This window comes from Halobellus rarus (assembly GCF_024494595.1).
GTDB classification, from domain to species: Archaea; Halobacteriota; Halobacteria; order Halobacteriales; family Haloferacaceae; genus Haloquadratum; species Haloquadratum rarum.
Window position 1 is genome coordinate 1 of record NZ_JANHDI010000018.1, and the last position, 15,520, is coordinate 15,520.

Here is a 15,520-nt window from a genome sequence, read left to right on the forward strand (position 1 = left end):
AAAGCCCCATCACCAGAAGTCTTTGATTTCTGGTTAGCAGTCAGAAACCATTGGTTTCTGACGACACCCTCAAGGACCGAGGCCCGTATGCGCCGAGGGAGTAGGGTGGGGTAGTTTACTGGTGCACCGCGGCCGTCCGTTCGAAGGCTGTACTCCCCGCTCGTCGCTGGTGAATCTCCGTACATAGTACTCGCTCGAAGGAATCCGGTCTCGTGACCGCACGGTTCTAACGTGCGCTTACCTGGCGCGCGCGCTGTTACGCCGTCTATTACTAAACCGCAAATAGGGCAGTTGAGTGTCGCTTCTTCGGTCGTGTCGGGGGTTTCAAGTCCCCCGAGAGAGTTCGTGTGCATAGGTTCTGCGCCACTTCGCAGGATCTCACGCGGACCCGGTCGCTGAGCGACGGGTCCGCGATAGGTTCCTGCTGACTACCTACTGTTAACACAAATACAATAAGTGTTTCCCACACATATCTGGTAAACAGATGGTAGATATGTATGAAACACCTCGGTTTTGCGATAGGTTTAACGTAAAGACGTGGGCAAATGAAGCCGAATGGCGGTACGCAAGCGGGTTCATTGGATGAACGAGAAAGACGATATCATCCTGGAGGCGTTGAACCTCCTCTACCCCGCAGCGATATCTCCGACGCCACTCCACTGGAACATAGAAAATCGGTTCGATGAGGAGTTGAAGTATAAAGCACGTACTGACGGAGGCTTTTCGCTGGATACACTCCGGAACCGTATGGAACGGCTCGTTGAACTGGGATTGATTGAAATATGCCGCGAGAGAGGCAGCTACCACTCGATTACTGAAGAGGGTAGAGCGTATCTCGCTGGAGATCTCGACGCAGCTGAACTTGAAGAGACCTAAACAACTGTGACCGCTATGCGTCGTCCGGTGGTGTCGTGGATGACAAAATCCGACGACGCCATTCTCGAACTGCTCGATGAATCGGGTATCGCGATCCCTCCGACAGCGATCGCCTTCAACATCGACAACATTTCGCGACCTACTGTCGATCGCCGTCTTCCGAAGCTCGAAGCAGCCGGTCTCGTCAAAAGATATGACGAGCCCCAGGGATATACCGAGATCACGGCGAAGGGGCAGAGGTATCTCTCTGGAGACCTCAACGAGGACGATCTCCCGGAACCGTAGGCTCACGCGTTTGCCTCTCCGGCGCGGATGGCTCGAATCCCGATCTGCGAGAGCGCGGACTCCATCCACTCGGGGAGTTCGCCGTGCTCCCAGCGAGAGTACGCGACTTCCTCGTTGACGACGAACTCCCAGGTGTCAGTGCCTCCGTCGACGACGACCCTGCTGTCTTTCCTGTCGTCGAAGACGATCAGCGTGACCGAGCCGACGTCGTCTGATTCGATCGTTCGGACGAGACTCGCTTCCGACGGATTCGGTGGGACTGAACTCATACACGAGATCCGACACGAGGTTTGCTAAAAGAGGACCCGCGCGGCATATCGAAAGAGAGCCTGAAACGTCTATTTCGACAAATTCATCCTTACGAGAAAGTCACGAGCGGAGAAATATCGGAAATATCGAAAGCGGCGCAGTACTGCGATTAGCGAAATATCGAAAGTCAGGGTTCGCGGTGTCGGTACTGTCTCGCCCGAGTGGATCCCGACGGCTCGATCAACTGGTAGTATTCGAGCGACTGGAGGTACTTCCGTCGGGTCGATTTCACTCGGGGGTCAGCGACGCGCTGCTCGTACCGCGCGTGCAACTCGCTCGCCCCGATCTCGCCGGCGTCGTTGATGATCTCGTAGAGGTGTCGCTGGTGCGTCCCGAGCTTATTGACAGCCCGCTTGTGCATCTCCTCGCGAGCGTCGTCCTGGACGGGCCGGACGTTCTCGATCGTCAGCGACTCGTCGCCGTTCTCGACAGCGTCGCGGACCGACCGCCGGAGCAGCGTGATCGCGTGGCGGGCGTCTCCCGCAGCGACGTCGGCGATATGATCGACGGTTCCCTCCTCGACGACGCCCGAGGCGAGCCCGGCGTCGATCCGACCCCAGAGGATGTCCACGAGTTCGTCGTGGCCGTACTTCTCCAGAGTCACCTTCGCTGATCCGCGGATCCGACTCGCGACGCGGGAGTCCAGGTCGGCGAAGAAATCGTCGTCGTCGATGCAGATCAGGACGAGTGTCACGTTCGGGATCTCCCAAAGAGCTTGAATCGTCCGCTCGTCGTCGAGGACGTCGACCTCGTCGATGATCCCGACGAAGTGCTCATCCAGGTCCCGAAGTCGATCGAGCAGCAGCGCCGTCGACGTCCCCTCCGGTCGGAGGTCGTTCGCGCGGCCGGCGTCGCGGACGAGCGAGTAGATGATCGCGGACTTCGAGGTTTCGGAGATCGCGTTCACGTACCCCCAGTGGATCCCGAGAACCTCCTGGTCGAGCTGACGAACGATGTACTTCGCGACCGTGGTCTTCCCGGTCCCCGAGGGGCCGGTGATGATGATGTTCTTCGCGCCGAGGCCGTGCGAGATGGGTTTGAGTTCTCCGGAGAGGTGCTGGAGATCGCCATCTCTGTGCTGGAGTTCCTGAGGAACCCAGTCCTCTTTCAGGACGCGGGCGTTTTGGATCACGACTCGTCGTTCTCGACTCGATGACTTGTAAGCGAGCCGTCCGGAGTGGAAGTGATCGGGCTACTGTTTAGCCGTCTCGACGCTGACGATCTGAAAGACGTCAGCGAGTGAACTCGACGTGGGAACATCGACTATTTAAATTAGTTCGTTACATGTTCCCGGCGTGAACAGACGAAAGGTCCTTCAGGCGTTCGGTGCTGGCGGAGTAGCATCACTGGCGGGGTGCGGTGAAGGTGAGAGCAGCGACATAAACGGCGGCGACGGCGGCGAAACGGCTCAACAGACCGGCGATGGAGAGGTCACGATCGACGGACTCAGTGAGGACCAGATTCAGGAGACTTACCTCGACGAGTCGCTCGCGGAGTACGGTGTAGTGAGTTGGGCTCGGAAGGAACAGATCAGGGTCTACGACAGCGAGGCTAACGAACTCACGTTCGTCGAGCCGGAAAATGGGTGGTTCTTGGAGGTCACCGTATATGTCTACAACGCGGGAGGCGAAAATCTCGAATCTCCGGAAAAAGACAGTCTCAGCCTATATAATAACCAGACAGAGTACGAGCAAATCCCCGAGCTTCCGAGTGAAAAGTTCTCTTTCGAAGATATTCGAGAGCAGTTTGGCGTGACGATCGACCCGTCTTACGAATTTATTCCCAATCAGGTGGAACCGGACGACTTCGCGGCACTGGTTCAGTTGTTCGACGTGGAATCTGAGCCGGTCAATTGGGCGATTAACGTGACTGACGCTCTTTCTACCGAACCGGATCAGGATCAATACGTCTACTACTCTGAGTAAGAAGCGACCTCTCAGAGTTCCTCAACGAACACGACCTCGGAAGATCATTCGCCGACCCGAACCTCGGTCTCCACCTCGATCGGGAGCTCCCGCGTGTCGAGGATCGCCGCGATCTCCGAGGCCGTGAGCGACCCACGGTTGTCGGCGGCGCGGAGCAGCTCCTCGATCTTCCCGTTCCCGTAGCCGGCGACGTCGCCCCGCATTCGACAGTAGTACCGCGCGGCGTCGTCGAGGGCCTTCGACTTCGCGTTCTCGTCGGTCGCTTCGAGGAGGTTCTCCCAGAGACGCTGTCGTTCGTCGGTGGATTCGATCCTCATTTCTTGCACAACCCCCGCGAATCGGCGCTGATCTCGACCGACTGAGCACTCCTCTCAATGGGTCTTTTTATAAACCTACGTGACAATCGACTGACGCCGCGTGTCAGAGGCACACACTTCCCGCTGACTTTCGCACAAGCGGAGCCGATCCGCTTGTGCAATTCGTCGGATCGGTTCTCGTCGACGTGTGACCGCCATTGTGAATAAATAATCGCACCTTGGATTTATGAGTCAATAATTGGATAATACAATCTGATGACAAAGCGCTCCTCCGATATATCGGATAAGAATGTTAGCAGACCACCTCCCCATCTAATAGAAGAATATGAGAAAGCAAGCCAGCTAACTCTGACTGACTCGCTACATTTAGGAGCCCGTTTAGAGTTTCTTCGTAGAACTGGAAGTAGTCGAATAGAGGTAAAAGAAAGTACCGTGCGGGAACTGTTAGAAGAGGTTGTACAAGTCCTAAATCATAGAAAAATCAATTCGAGAGTACCTGCTCTAATCAAGCGACATATTTCCAATCTTGGAAAAGAGTCTGATGAGCATCTCTCTGAAGAGCAACTGAGGGATCTAGAAACACAGACCAGCTCGTGGATTCACCTTCTAGCTCGAGAGCTGAATGACGAGAGACGAATACCTGCTACGGATACCGGTATACTTGACGTTTCAAAGTTATCCGAATCACCTGAGGATCTATTTCAAGAATCTGTTTGGGACTGGCTGGATGAGAGACCGTGTGCCGATATACAGGAGGCTTGCAAAACGATCACTGTGGGATGCGCCACTTCCTCTGTGATGCTTTCTTTGCGTGCTGTGGAACACTGTCTTAGAAAGTGGTACGAACAGCAAAATGAGAGTATGGAGGCCGCTTGGGGCAGAGTTCTAGATCAGCTAATGGAAGAATACGCTGAAGAAGAAAAAAAGAATGATACCGTTCTAACACAGCTGAGTGACCTTCCACCAGTTTTAACTACATTATATTATTTGAAGGAAAAGCGAAATGAAGTAAATCATCCGGAGAAATCTCCGTCACTACGCGAAGCGCGTCGGACACTGATGATTGTTGCTTCAACAATAACTGAAATACACCGAGAGATGAGGTCTGAAGCGGCGTGGGAAATAGGGGATGAAATCACTCATCAAGAACGACTAAGGTTTGAGGATAGTTCAATTTCTTCTTCCGAGGAATCACTTAAAAGGGTAATAGAGAAACGCGAGCTCACAGAGAACGGAGCTGTTGAGAAGAGTTATCTTTATGAAATGGCTCCTGAGTGGGGGCTTGATGAAGAAGAGATGGACGAAATCCTTCAGAACCTTTTGATGAACGGACATCTCTACGAACCTGCGCAAGGAAAGCTCAAAGCAATATAGACTCTCTTACATCGTTCGATATTCCGACTTCTGAAACAAGTCGGAAGCGAACCCCGGAAATCGCCCCGGATTCCGCGCCGATTACGGCGCACCCGTAGGCTTATAGTGAAAGGTTGTCAGGACAAATCGGAATGAGATTAGAGGCTACCTCGAAGCCGGATCAGTACCACGTGTGGATGACCGACGACGAACTCCTGAAACTCAGGCGGGCGGCGGCGACGCACCGGGACGACCTCGTGATCCAGTTCGGTGGCTTCGTCGGCCTCCGGGCCTTCGAGATCCCGCAGATCACTCCGAACCACGTGAAGCGGATCGACGACGACCACTATCGACTCCGCGTGCCGGAGGGGAAGGACACGACCGGGAGCGGCGGGAAGCCTCGCGACGCGTACCTCCCGAAAGACCTGGAGAGCGACATCTACCGCTATCAGTCGGCGGAGGACATCGGTCGAGACGAGCCGCTCGTCGATCTCTCCGAGCGGGGCGTCCGCGACGTGGTCAAACGCACGGCCGAGCGCGCGGCAGAACAGACGGGCGACGAGGACTTTCAGTACGTGAGTAGCCACGATCTCCGGCGACGGTTCGCCCAGCGGCTGCTCGTCGACGAGCAGCTGAACCCGCGAGTGGTAATGCAGGTCGGCGGGTGGGACTCGTTCCAAGCGATCGAGCCGTATCTGAACGCGCCGACGCCGGACGTCGTCAACGAAGCCTTCGAAGAAGTAGGACTCGGGTGAGGTCAGCGGTCGTCGACCAGTCGGAACGCGCCCTCGATCTCCGGATGCTCTTCGAGTTCGCCTCGCGTGACGAGCTGACCGAGTGTCCGGGATACCTCGGTGCTGTTCGCGTCGATCTCGTCGGTGAGCGTCTGTCGCGTCGCGGACCCGCCGTCCCGTAGGTACACTCTGATAGCCTCTTCTATGTCATCGCTCATCAATCGGCACTCCCGGGACGGAATCCCTCACTGAACAGACGCTGACCGACGATCCGCTCGACGAACTCCGTCTCCTGGAGGTCTGGGAACTCCCCGTCCTCGGAGATCCGGACCGCGTAGGTGCGTCGATCGAGGCGCTCGACGTCGACGGCGATCTCGCCGGGGATGTCGCCGTCCTCGAGGACGTCGTCCTTCTCCAGGTAGCGCTTCGGAACCGTGACCAGACCGGACCCGCCGTCGTCTCTCAGTTTCTGCATAGCCGTCGGCTGACGACCCCCTTTGTTAAAACTATCTCTGAGCCAGCATTTGGCCGGCTGAGTCCCTTTATTCCCTGAAATTGATACCGAGGGGTTCTCACGGCCGGGTTATCGGTCGGGTCCTCCGACCGATAACGAGCTATGAACGGGAGCAAGTTGGGAGAGACCCCGACCGAGAAGGACCGAGGCGAGCAGCAAGACGCGAGGCTCGCGTGACCTGGAGCCCCACCGGGATCGTGGTCGGTGAGCAGTTCGCCGACTACGTCTCACGGCTCCGAGAGACCTACGACCACGCCGCGGACGGCGGAAACGTCCATTCTACCGTACCTATGCCAGAAACACACACCGACGACGCACAGACGCAGGACTACACCGACGCGTTCCTCGAGGCCGCACACTACGCGCGCCCGGAAGCCGTCGACTTCGCGATCCCCTCGATCTCGATCAACCAGGACGTGACTCGGCGGACGTTCCTCGCCGGCGTCGGCGCGGCGGCGGCGACCGCGGCGACCGCGGGCGTCGGAGCCGCCCAGGAGACCGAGGGCGTTCCGAACTTCGACTCGGAGTACACGCCGATCCCGCACGTCAAGGGCGCGAAGTGGCGCGTCGGCTCACACGACGCGAGCGAGATGGGCTCGCTCGACTACGTCGACAACGACGGAAACGTGCAGAGTTTCACCGACGAGTTCGGCGCGGTCCTCGCGCCGGATCCGGACGACGAGGACGAGCCGCACAACCCGGTCGGGTTCCATCCGAGCCGGATCCAGAGCTCGGAGTACACGGCGTTCCCGCGTGGGGAGACCTACGACGAGGACGGCGATGGCGAGGCGAACACCGACGTCCGGGCGGTCGACGCGACGCACTGGACGACCGACGAGAGCGGCTCCGCCGGCACGATCACCGTGGAGGACGCCGACGACGACGCGCTCTCGATCTCGACGAGCGGTCAGACGTCGGGCGACGTCGCGACGGCGACGTTCTCCGACTTCACGATCGACAGCGGCGAGGCGCGGAAAACGATCCAGCTCGTGCTCGACGTCGACACGCTGGAGTCGGGCGCGGTCGTCGACGTAGAGGTCGTCGACGCCGGCGGAGCGTCGGTCGTCGCCTCGATCGATCCGAGCGCCGACGCGACGGCGGACGGCACGATCGCGACGGAGCAGGGAACCGGGATCGTCTATCAGGTCGAGATCGGGGAGCTTCCGGACGGGACGACGCTCGACACGCTCGAGGAGCTGGTCGTCTCGGTCTCCGAGGCGAACGCGGGCGTCACGTTCCACGGGATCAACCTCGAGCTCGATTCCGAGTGGACGTTCGGAACGCGAGAGGTCTACGACTCCGAAGAGGAGAAAGTCCTCGAGGAGACGCTCGTCGAGCCGGCGGGTATGACGTGGATCACGTCGCTGTCGTCGCTGACCGAGCAGTTCGGTTCGGCGACGATCGTCGATCTCGAGTACGAGATCGAAGTCCGAGCGAGCGAGGGTCCGATCTCGAATTGGGATGTAGAGGTCACGGACGCCGAGCGCTCGGAGTCGGCGAAGAACTATCACCTGGTCGGCGGCCTCGAGATCCCCGGCGGGCTCTACGAGGTCGACGTCGTCTCCGCGGGGACGCTCGTCGACGAGGTGCGGCACCCGGACGACGTCTACCAGGGCGTCGAGTACGCCCACGACCTGAGCGAGCTCCCGACGCTCGAGGACGTCGACGACGTCGAGTGGACGGACGCGACGACGGTGTTCACCAGCAACGACATGGACACGGAGGTAGAGGTGTCGACGACGGTCACGGCCGGCGACACGATCGGGCTGAACTACGATCTCCAGGAGAACAACGACATCGTAAACGCGATGGTCGGATCGGCGGGCGGCGGCGGCGTCGCACCCGCTTCCGGGGGCGGGTTTATGTCGAGTATCTGGGGATGGGTCACGGCGGGAGTAACCGGGATCGCGGCGGCTCTCGGGATCGCGTCGTGGGTCTCCTCGTCGAACACGGGGGCGTAGATGTCGTCGGACGACTACACGGCCTCGGACGCCGTGGAGGACGGCACGGAGGGCGTCAACGATCAGGGTGTGCCGGCGTACGCTCAGGCGGCCGTGATCGGGAGCATCCTCGCGTCGCTCGGTTACGCGATCTCGGACCTGATCCTCTCCGTTCAGTCGACGCTGTTCGCACCGGTTCGGGCGTTCGCGAGCGGGATCGCGACGTTCATCACCGGAACACTCGGAGCGCCGGTGATTATCACCGACGCGGGAGCAGCGACAGCGGCAAGTTCGTTCGCGAGCGGGACGGCGGCGCTACTCGGACCGTTCGCGTTCCCCGTCGCTGTCGCGGTATCGGTCTCGGGTGTTCTGGTGTTCCTGTGGTTCGTGTCGAACACCTCGATCACTCCGTGGACGATATTCGGAGACGAGGACGAATAGCTATGAGCGGGGCCGACACCGGCGATTTAGAGGACGAGTACACCGACGGCGGGAGCGTCAAGTGGGGAAAGGTCGCGGGCGGGATCGCCGGGATCGGTCTCTCGGTGATCGGATACACGTACGCCTCGGGGATCCGTCTCGTCCGAGACGGTGCGACGGCGGTCGTCGACGGAATCGGATCGTTCTACGCGGTCCTGGTGTCGACGCCGTTCACGGCGGGCTCCGAACAGTTCGATCGTGCCGCACAGACGGCGGCCGACGGGCTCGCAGTGTTCGGTCCGCTCGCGTTCCCCGTCGCCGTGCTGATCGCCGTCGGGATGCTGCTACTACTGTTCTGGGGGGTCGGTCGGTATGTCTAGCCGACTGGTCCCGGACTCTGAGGAGGTCGCTGAGAACAACGGCACGGACGACGACGACGGCGGCGGCCTCGTCGCAAGTGAGGTTCGGAGTATCGTCGCGGGGATGTTCGTCGGCGGGATCATCGCGTTCGTGAGCGAGCTCGCGGGCTTAGGGATCGATATCGTCGACACGATCCGGTCGTCGCTGACGTCGGCGGGCTCGGGGATCGCCGACGAGGCGGGCTCACTCTCGACGACGGTCGTGGAGGTCGTGATCGAGACGCCGCTCGAGGCCGCCGGTGATCTCGCGACGTCGACGTGGATCTTCGCGCCGATCTCGTCGGCACTGGTGTTCGTGCTGGTGGCGGCGATCTCGGCGTTGATCATCTACGGGACGTGGCGGGCGCTGGTGGTGATAACATGAGCGTGCGAGACGGTCTCGGAGCGCTCTCGATCGGCGGCGGGTTCGCGGCGATCGCGGACCTCGTCGTGAACGGAGGCGACGTCCTCGTTCTGATCCTGACGTTCCTCCTGGATCAGTCGGGCCTCGTGTACCTCCTGATCGCTCGCCTCGAGGCGGCGGCTCCGAACGTCGCGTGGCTCCCGGCGGGAACGCTGTCGACGCTGTCGACGGCGATCGCGTTAGTGACTGCGGTCTACACGTTGTATCGGCTAGCAAACAGATTCGCGGATAGATTCGACGATGATGATTAGATCGAAAACTCGGAACGGAGCACAGAACCCCCCGGATGCGGGGCGGAGGCGACGATGATCGGATACGGATCACTGACGACGGTCGCGATGATAGCGGGCTTCGGAGCGTTCCTCGCGGTCGTCGGGCTGTGGATCCTCAACTACCGACGGACGGAGAACGCGACACGGGCGACGGATCGGACCTCGAGAAAGGTGGTCGGTGTTCTCTCGGGGGCCGTGTTCGCGGTCGTGATCGCGTTCAGCAACCTCGCGGGGCTCTTCGGGACGCTCGGCGATATCGTCTCGACGTGGCCGGGGGCGGTCGGTCAGTTCATCCTCGGGGGTCTCGCGGTCGCGGGCTTCGCGGGATGGATCGAGATCGGAGCCGTCGCGGGGACGGTCCTCGTCGTGGGGATCATCGTCGCGATCGCGGGGATCCGGAACTAAGATGATCGGAAGCTCTCGCGGAATCGTCGCCGTGGCGGCGCTGGTGGCTCTCCTCGTGATCGCCGCGGGAGTCGGTGGCGTCGCCGCCCAGGAGACGGAGAACAACTCCTCGTCGGCGAACGCGACGACGACGGGACCGTACGATCTCGAGGAGCTGAAAACGTGGGGCGTTCGCGCGTCGGAGAACGCGCCGGCCTCCGTGCGACGCTACGGCGACGGTCAGTTATGGCTCCGGTACGCGCCGGCCTCGATCGCGGGGAACCCGAACGACCCGAACACGTACCGCTACCTGTCGAAAGGGACGACGATCAAGCGCTCGGAGGTCTATCTCGGGGGAATCGTCGGGTGGGGAGCGAACGAGGAGCTCGACGTGACGGTCGTCTACTGGTCGGAGGGAACGCGCCGGATCGAGGACGAGGACGGGAACGTCCAAACCGTTCCGACAGCGGTGGATCAAACGGTCGACGAGACGACGGTGACGCTGTCGGGGAGCTACGACGAGGCGACGATCGAGCTCCGTCCGAGCTACGATGAGGCGCGACACGTGACGGTGTTCGCGGAGGGCGACGGCGGAGAGGCGACGTGGCGCTTCGACGTCCACACGTCTCAGACGGCCGAACCGGTGAACGTCGACACGGCCGGGGATCTCGCGATGTGGGCGGTTGGGTTCCTGGTGCTAACGCTGGTGCTGACGCTCGCGTTGATGAAGATCGCCCACCGGTTCCACGAGCGAGCGGGCAAGGGACCGGGCTACCCGATATGGCTCTACCTCGCCGCAGTGATCCCGGTCGGGTTCATCACGGTGGTCGCGGGGTATCGGCAGGTCCTCGATCAGATAGCCGAAGCGCCGTGGATACTGATCCCGGTCGTCGCGCTGTTCGCGACGGTCGCGGCGATCTCCTGGTGGGGCGACGACACGGAGCGCGTCGGAGTGATCCACCTCGATCTCACCGCTCCGTCGGCGAACGAGGACGGCACGGGCGAGATCCCGGTCAACGTGCGCACGTATGAGACCGCGAAGGTCGGCGGGGTTCGGGGGCTCGTGGTCAACGGGATCACGCCGTACCTCGCACGGGCTCGAGGAGCGATCCCGGAGCTGTCGCTGTACTGTATGGGAGAGGAGCGGACGGAGGATCCGAGCCTCCGGTTCGATGGCGGAACCGGCGTTTTCGATACGATCTACTTCGCGGATCCGTTCGACGAGGATCCGATCTCGATCGAGCGCGAAGGGTGGTCGCTGTCGCACCTCTACAACGCGCCGGATCTCGACGAGGGCGCGAGTACAGTCGACCGCCTCGCCGCTCAACTCTCAGCGGTCGCGTGGGAGAAGATCCTCCCGGCGATCGGGATCGTGCTCACCGGATGGGTGCTCGGGAGTCTCCTCGTTTCAAACGGGATCCTCGGGGCGCTCGTGGGGTTACTACCGGCGTTTATGTGGGCCGGGCGGCCGGTGAAAGGGAACGCCGAGTGGAACGTCGCGCCGGCGTCGTTCGGCTCGGTGGTCCTCGCGCTCATCAACTCGGCCGAAGAGCTCGACGAGGTCGCGGATCGCGACTACTTCAAGCAACGATACCAGGAGGAGCTCGGGAAGAACGTCGCCGAGCGGAAGAAGGTCAAAGAGGAGACGGAGCTCGGGAAGTTCGACGAGGTGATGGAAGCGATCGAAGAGGGTGATCCCGGGAGCCTCTCCGACGCGATCGACGACCGGGACGTCTCCGGAGGTGCGTCGGCGGATGACTGACGCTGACCTTTGGGACGGCCTCGAGGAGCTGACCGACGACGAGGACGACGAGGCGGATCCGGATCCGGTGGAGGATCTCGAGCCGCCGACGTTCGACGCGCCGACGCGGCCGGCACTGGAGACGCTGGCGCGAGATCAGCGGGATCTCCTCCGGTCGTGGCTCGCGGGCTTCGCGGATCGTGCCGATCTCCTCCGGTGGTGTCACGAGGCGACGGTCGCGACGCTCGGTCAGCTCTCACCGGAGTGGCACCGGGACCGACTGATGTCGCTCTCGGAGCTGTCGACGCTCGTCGTCGACGACCGGGAGCGCCGGCGGTGGGTCGACGAGGACGCGCTCCTCGATCGCGAACGAGCGCGTGAATGGCGGCTCGCCGTGGCGTCGACGGACCTGATCCCCGCGTGCCAGACGGCACTCCGGCGGATCCGCTGGAGCGCTGTCGAGTACACGAGCGACCACGACGACGATGATCCGGCGTACGTGGACGTCGACGACCAGGACGAGCCGGCGATGCGACCGGGGCTCGGGGAGACCGCCGAGCGTCAACGGTGGGTCGTCGACCGCGGCCTCGAGGGCTTCGACTCCCGCGACGAGATCGTGGAGCGCTGGATCCCGGTGGCGATCCACGCGTCGTTCGCGGAGCTCGACGAGAGCCTCTCGTCGGCGTTCTGGTCGGAGCAACCGCTCCGGGCGATGTTCGTCGATCGTGACGACCAGGCCGCACAGTTCTACCGGGAGTCGTTCCTCGCTGTCGAGTTCCTCCCGGCGTTCAACCGAGCGATCGAACAGTTAGCCGATCGATCCGGGGAGGCTGTCTCCGGTGGCGAGACGACCGATCACAGTCCGGTGAGGTATCCATCTCAATGAGCAAAGCACTCAACTCCACGCTATCCGCGGTAACGTCGGAGTCGGCGATCCGAGAGCAGCTCTCGGAGATGTTCGACTTCCACGAGAAGAGCGCTCAGGCGTACGGAGACGCGACGCTGAACAGACACAACGACGGGCAAGACATCTACAAGGAGCTCGGGATCGCGCCGTTCCACCGATATCTCGCGCTCAACGAGGCGAAGGGAAAGAACGTCGCGACGTACCCGAGCGCGTGGGTGACGCCGCTCGTCCACCTGAAAGGTCGAGAGATCGAGCTCGTCGAGCAGTTGGTCGGAGAGGTGGATTACGACCCGCACGACCCGCACCCGTCACACGAGGCGCTGGAGGACTTCCCACGGCCTCGTGCGAAGGTCCTGGAGTGGATCGCCGACGACGAGGGCGATCGAACCGGGTGGAAGGCTCAGGGGAACCGGACGATCGACGCGTGGACCGCGGGCGGGACCGACTACTTCGCGTATGGAAAACCCGGCTCAGGTAAGTCGACACTGATGGGGTTCACCGCGGCGGTGCTCCAGCAGGTCAACAACGAGACGGTGCTCCTCGCGGACACGCTCGACGATAGCGGGACTAACGAGCGCGCCGAGTGGCTTCCGCTCGCGCCGTGGACGACGATCGCGATCCCGGAGGGGATCCCGGTGGAGGTGCGGATCGTACCGGAGGCTCCGGAGGTCTCCTCGTTCACGGTCGGCCTCGAGGAGATATGTCGCGACGTTGTTCGGTACTCATCGCCGGTCGACCTACTCGGTCAGCTCGTCGAAGGTCAGTTCTACGTCGTCTTTCCGGATCCACTCCACCGTGGGTGTGAGGCCGTCTCTCGCTACTCCTACCACGGTCCGAACCGAGTGACGGAGGTCGGCGAGCCGGGACCGAGCGCGCCGACGCCGGCCGATCAGTGGTGGTTTGCGTTCGTCCAGGCGCGGATCAAGCGCGATATCTTCCCACACTGGACGTCGATCCTCGTCGACGAGGCGGGGAACCTGTTTGATCCGGACGCTGAAAAGGACGAACACGACGAGTACCAGAAGATCCGGAAGTACGCTAAGGACTTCGCGGACGCGCGGAAGAAGGGCGTCAGCGTCTACACGTACGCCCACGCGTTGAGCGAGGTCTCGCACTTTTTCCGGGCGAAACAGCGCTGGTGGGTGACGATGAACGGCGCGACGCCGCCGATCGGGAAGTCGCTCCCGGGCGACAAGTCGTGCCCGATCCCGACAGCGCGGTACTCGAGACAAATGGAGAGCGGCGAGGCGCTCACCTGGAACAGTCAGAACTACGCGTCGATCAACTGGCCGAACATCAAGCGGGGAGCGAGGCTCGACGCGGAGGTTTCGATCGATTTCGATCTCGAGGCGGTGGGGCTATGAGCGATTTCAAAAATCGATCGAGCGCGCGAAGTTCGAAAAAAAGCGCGCGGACCCTGGGGTCGGGATCGGGATCGACGTCTCCAGGCGCTGACAGACGGATCGAGAGCGCGCCGAGCGGGCGCCTCGCATACGCGCGCGGGATTAATATGCACGCCGACCACCCCCCCACCCCCCAGAATAGCGACGTCGGAGAACTAATCGAGGTTATGATATGACAGATTCACAGAGATACATCGCGACGCTACTCGCGTCGTTGATTGTGGTATCGGCACTCGGCGGCGTCGCGATCTCGCCGGCCGGAGCAGCGACGAGCGGACCCGAGGGGATGCTCGCGCTCGGGAGCGCCCAGGTGAGCGAGGACGTACCCGAGGGCGCGGATATGCCAATCCGGGCGAGCGACCTCGAGGGCGCAGTATACGCGAGCGACCACGCGGACACGCTCGAGGTCGTGCTCACGACGCCCGAGCGGGCGGACGAGTACCTGGGTCCGAACGCGAGCGTGCTGTCGGACGACGAGATCGCGATCGTGCTCCGAGACGACAAGGTCCACGACGGGCGCGACGTCGCGATCGATCTCGACGTCCTCGAGGCCGGCGTCGGATTCACTCCGGAAGTCGCGTACGGAACGCACGAGGACGGCGAGCAGTGGCGCTCGTCGATCGGGCGCGACGGCACAGTCGGGCGGTTCCACGTGCCGGAGTTCTCCGAAAACGCCGTTTCGTTCACGGGCGGCGTCTCGATCAACGCGACGCCGGCGACGGACGGATCACAGTTCAGTTACCAGCTCTCAGACGTCGATGCGGCCTCAGACGTCGCGGTGAATCTGACGGGAGTCACGAACACCGAGACGAATACGATCTCCTCGACGCTCACGTCGGGAACGATTAACGCCGATATATCAGGGACCGAGGACCCGCCGGAGACGACGCTCACGATTGAAGGTAACGGGTTTGGGACTCGAACGGACTCTCAAACCTTTAGCAATGTCGGCGATGGTCACTCCGACTCAATCTCGGTTGAGGGGAGCCTCTCGACGGATCCCGTCGCCGATGGTGCGACAGTCACGGTGACAGGGCAAACAAACGAGGGCACACAGCAGACTGTGAGTGGGAGCGCCAGCGACGGAGACTCCCGAAGCATCACGGTCCACGGAAATGCGGATCCTATCGGTTCTGAGGTCTCTGCTTCAGGGTTTCGCAATACCGTTCAGTATGATATCCCATACGGCGACGGTCCCTCATTTCAGTCGAGCGCATCGAAAGGCGAGACCCGGAGTTATACGATGGACACCGGAGATGTGGAGACTGTCGAAGAAGTCGAATTTCGAGGATCGAGTTACTATCTTAGCGAAGGTGTT

General features: G+C 61.5%; 19 protein-coding genes and 1 pseudogene. 15 read left to right on the forward strand and 5 right to left on the reverse strand.

What is annotated here, in order from left to right; translation table 11 throughout:
* Positions 1–582: 582 nt before the first annotated feature.
* Both NO876_RS17745 and NO876_RS17750 read left to right on the forward strand, forming a co-directional pair.
* Positions 583–876, forward strand: coding sequence for a hypothetical protein (locus tag NO876_RS17745; protein WP_256423015.1), 294 nt, complete (start codon positions 583–585; stop codon positions 874–876).
* A 39-nt stretch (positions 877–915) separates the two neighbouring features.
* Entirely contained in the window at positions 916–1,161 is a 246-nt protein-coding gene (locus NO876_RS17750) for a winged helix-turn-helix domain-containing protein (protein WP_256423016.1), read from the forward strand.
* A gap of 2 nt (positions 1,162–1,163) precedes the next feature.
* On the opposite strand, the gene NO876_RS17755 is transcribed toward NO876_RS17750, so the two are convergent.
* Together NO876_RS17755 and NO876_RS17760 are read right to left on the reverse strand one after the other, a co-directional pair.
* Entirely contained in the window at positions 1,164–1,430 is a 267-nt protein-coding gene (locus NO876_RS17755; protein WP_256423017.1) for a hypothetical protein, read from the reverse strand.
* A 167-nt stretch (positions 1,431–1,597) separates the two neighbouring features.
* Positions 1,598–2,602 (reverse strand): Cdc6/Cdc18 family protein, encoded by a 1,005-nt coding sequence (locus tag NO876_RS17760; protein WP_256423018.1) that lies wholly within the window; start codon positions 2,600–2,602, stop codon positions 1,598–1,600.
* Positions 2,603–2,765: 163 nt separating this feature from the next.
* Between NO876_RS17760 and NO876_RS17765 the strand changes: the two genes are divergently transcribed.
* Positions 2,766–3,395 carry a hypothetical protein gene (locus NO876_RS17765; RefSeq protein ID WP_256423019.1) on the forward strand — a complete coding sequence of 210 codons (630 nt, stop codon included), beginning with the start codon at positions 2,766–2,768 and terminating at the stop codon, positions 3,393–3,395.
* A gap of 44 nt (positions 3,396–3,439) precedes the next feature.
* Here NO876_RS17765 and NO876_RS17770 read toward each other — a convergent pair whose 3' ends face one another.
* Positions 3,440–3,712, reverse strand: a complete 273-nt coding sequence (locus NO876_RS17770) for a hypothetical protein (RefSeq protein ID WP_256423020.1) — start codon at positions 3,710–3,712, stop codon at positions 3,440–3,442.
* Positions 3,713–3,967: 255 nt separating this feature from the next.
* Here NO876_RS17770 and NO876_RS17775 point away from each other — a divergent pair, with 255 nt between their 5' ends.
* Together NO876_RS17775 and NO876_RS17780 are read left to right on the forward strand one after the other, a co-directional pair.
* Positions 3,968–5,086: a hypothetical protein gene (locus tag NO876_RS17775; protein WP_256423021.1), complete on the forward strand. Its 1,119-nt coding sequence runs from the start codon at positions 3,968–3,970 to the stop codon at positions 5,084–5,086.
* Between the two features lie 131 nt (positions 5,087–5,217).
* The gene (locus tag NO876_RS17780) at positions 5,218–5,820 is read left to right on the forward strand and encodes a site-specific integrase (RefSeq protein WP_256423022.1); all 603 of its coding nucleotides are present in this window, start codon (positions 5,218–5,220) and stop codon (positions 5,818–5,820) included.
* A 2-nt stretch (positions 5,821–5,822) separates the two neighbouring features.
* Here the strand turns inward: NO876_RS17780 and NO876_RS17785 are convergent, their stop codons facing one another.
* Complete coding sequence (locus NO876_RS17785) at positions 5,823–6,017, reverse strand: hypothetical protein (protein WP_256423023.1); 195 nt, start codon at positions 6,015–6,017, stop codon at positions 5,823–5,825.
* Positions 6,017–6,274 carry a DUF8053 family protein gene (locus NO876_RS17790; protein ID WP_256423024.1) on the reverse strand — a complete coding sequence of 86 codons (258 nt, stop codon included), beginning with the start codon at positions 6,272–6,274 and terminating at the stop codon, positions 6,017–6,019. Before NO876_RS17790 ends, NO876_RS17785 begins: the two co-directional genes overlap by 1 nt.
* A 212-nt stretch (positions 6,275–6,486) precedes the next feature.
* On the opposite strand from NO876_RS17790, the gene NO876_RS17795 reads away from it, so the two are divergent.
* From NO876_RS17795 to NO876_RS17840, 10 genes and pseudogenes are all read left to right on the forward strand, one after another.
* Complete coding sequence (locus tag NO876_RS17795) at positions 6,487–8,274, forward strand: hypothetical protein (protein ID WP_256423025.1); 1,788 nt, start codon at positions 6,487–6,489, stop codon at positions 8,272–8,274.
* Entirely contained in the window at positions 8,275–8,694 is a 420-nt protein-coding gene (locus NO876_RS17800) for a hypothetical protein (protein WP_256423026.1), read from the forward strand.
* 2 nt (positions 8,695–8,696) lie between these two features.
* Positions 8,697–9,053 (forward strand): hypothetical protein, encoded by a 357-nt coding sequence (locus NO876_RS17805; protein WP_256423027.1) that lies wholly within the window; start codon positions 8,697–8,699, stop codon positions 9,051–9,053.
* The gene (locus tag NO876_RS17810) at positions 9,046–9,456 is read left to right on the forward strand and encodes a hypothetical protein (RefSeq protein WP_256423028.1); all 411 of its coding nucleotides are present in this window, start codon (positions 9,046–9,048) and stop codon (positions 9,454–9,456) included. The genes NO876_RS17805 and NO876_RS17810 overlap by 8 nt, the downstream gene beginning before the upstream one ends.
* Positions 9,453–9,746: a hypothetical protein gene (locus tag NO876_RS17815; protein ID WP_256423029.1), complete on the forward strand. Its 294-nt coding sequence runs from the start codon at positions 9,453–9,455 to the stop codon at positions 9,744–9,746. The genes NO876_RS17810 and NO876_RS17815 overlap by 4 nt, the downstream gene beginning before the upstream one ends.
* Positions 9,747–9,800: 54 nt before the next feature.
* Complete coding sequence (locus NO876_RS17820; protein WP_256423030.1) at positions 9,801–10,172, forward strand: hypothetical protein; 372 nt, start codon at positions 9,801–9,803, stop codon at positions 10,170–10,172.
* A 1-nt stretch (position 10,173) separates the two neighbouring features.
* Positions 10,174–11,913, forward strand: a complete 1,740-nt coding sequence (locus NO876_RS17825) for a hypothetical protein (protein ID WP_256423031.1) — start codon at positions 10,174–10,176, stop codon at positions 11,911–11,913.
* Entirely contained in the window at positions 11,906–12,778 is an 873-nt protein-coding gene (locus NO876_RS17830; protein WP_256423032.1) for a hypothetical protein, read from the forward strand. Before NO876_RS17825 ends, NO876_RS17830 begins: the two co-directional genes overlap by 8 nt.
* Positions 12,775–14,163, forward strand: a complete 1,389-nt coding sequence (locus tag NO876_RS17835; protein WP_256423033.1) for a hypothetical protein — start codon at positions 12,775–12,777, stop codon at positions 14,161–14,163. The genes NO876_RS17830 and NO876_RS17835 overlap by 4 nt, the downstream gene beginning before the upstream one ends.
* Positions 14,164–14,374: 211 nt before the next feature.
* A pseudogene (locus tag NO876_RS17840) lies at positions 14,375–15,520 on the forward strand (hypothetical protein); the annotation flags it as partial.